Here is a 1220-nt window from a genome sequence, read left to right as displayed (position 1 = left end):
GTTAAAGAGGAATTCCATGAACTTTACAGTGTTCACGCAACTTTTCAATAAAATTGATCAGATAACAAAAACATATGTCACGGATATTTCCTCAAAAGCAATAGCTACAATTACACCCTTTGTATCAATCGGTCTCACAATCGCTTTCATCATCTACGGATGGCTCATCATTCGTGGCGCTATAGATATGCCACTCTCCGGATTCGTAAATCGTTTCCTACGGATAAGTATTATTACTTCAATAGCTCTTACCACAGGACTTTATCAGAGTGAAATTGCAAATTTGATAATACAAATGCCCTATGATTTATCAAAAGCGCTCATAACAAACCCACTCAATGATACACAATTAATGAATCTACTTGACACAGCAGCAACCAAAGGATTTCAATATGCAGGTCGCCTTTTCCAAGAAACCGTCTTCTTCGAAGCCAATGGACTGCTCTACAGTCTCTTAGGCATCATCATCTTGCTGGCAACAAGCCTCGTAGTAGCAATCGGCGGTGGTCTCGTGCTACTGACAAAAATCGCTATTACACTTCTCGTAGGATGGGGACCACTCTTCATCATTGCTTTGCTCTGGCAACCAACGCATCGCCTTTTCGAGCAATGGATAATCCAAGTCGTCAATTATATAATCCTCTTTCTACTCTTAGCAACTGTATTTAATCTGATGATGAATATCTTTGCAAACTATTTGAGCGATATGAAACTCGATTACAACCAGAATATAAGCTTCATGTTTGGGGGAGCTCTCATCTTGTCCATTATATCCATCATGCTGTTACTCAAACTATCAAGCATTGCCAATTCTCTCGCAAAAGGCATGACATTCGGACATCTATGGAGACATAGAAACTAGATGAGATAAAAAGCAACAGTTCCCGTAACAGACGCCTTTAACATCCATATGACAAAATAACGAGAATATCCGATCCTAAAGTAAAAAATATTCGCACTGAAATTGAGTTATTTTCATAAATTAAAATAGAATAAAAATTAAAATAATTACACACAACGTACTTTACTTTATTTTCAAAATAGCAATAATGACGACAAATATCAGGATGCATATAACAGTAAACAAAGAGTCGTATTAAAATGAAGTCGATCATTCTTGTAATTTTGATTGCAAACTTTTTATCAGCTTGTGCATTAGCACCAAAGCTAAAACAGCCCAATGATAGGAACCGTGTGCCTATTAATAAAACAATCCCTCC

2 protein-coding genes are annotated in these 1220 nt (G+C 37.0%); both read left to right on the top strand.

Annotation, left to right across the window (positions count from 1 at the left end):
- The first annotated feature begins 16 nt into the window (after window positions 1–16).
- On the top strand, window positions 17–862 hold the full coding sequence (locus tag ACFIJS_RS08955; protein WP_375651264.1) for a type IV secretion system protein: 846 nt from the start codon (window positions 17–19) through the stop codon (window positions 860–862).
- Window positions 863–1101: 239 nt separating this feature from the next.
- The coding region (locus ACFIJS_RS08950) for a TrwH protein (protein WP_375651262.1) at window positions 1102–1220 on the top strand (119 nt) is incomplete at its 3' end.

The sequence above is a fragment of the Bartonella sp. OT172YNZD genome (assembly GCF_042193725.1).
In the GTDB taxonomy this organism is placed as follows: domain Bacteria; phylum Pseudomonadota; class Alphaproteobacteria; order Rhizobiales; family Rhizobiaceae; genus Bartonella; species Bartonella grahamii_A.
The sequence above is the reverse complement of the archived record's forward strand: the minus strand, read 5'-3'. Positions and strand labels throughout refer to the sequence as shown.

Bases quoted from the DNA above. Each gene is read 5' to 3' on its own strand.
- ACFIJS_RS08955 (WP_375651264.1), top strand. From the start codon at position 17: ATGAACTTTACAGTGTTCACGCAACTTTTCAATAAAATTGATCAGATA.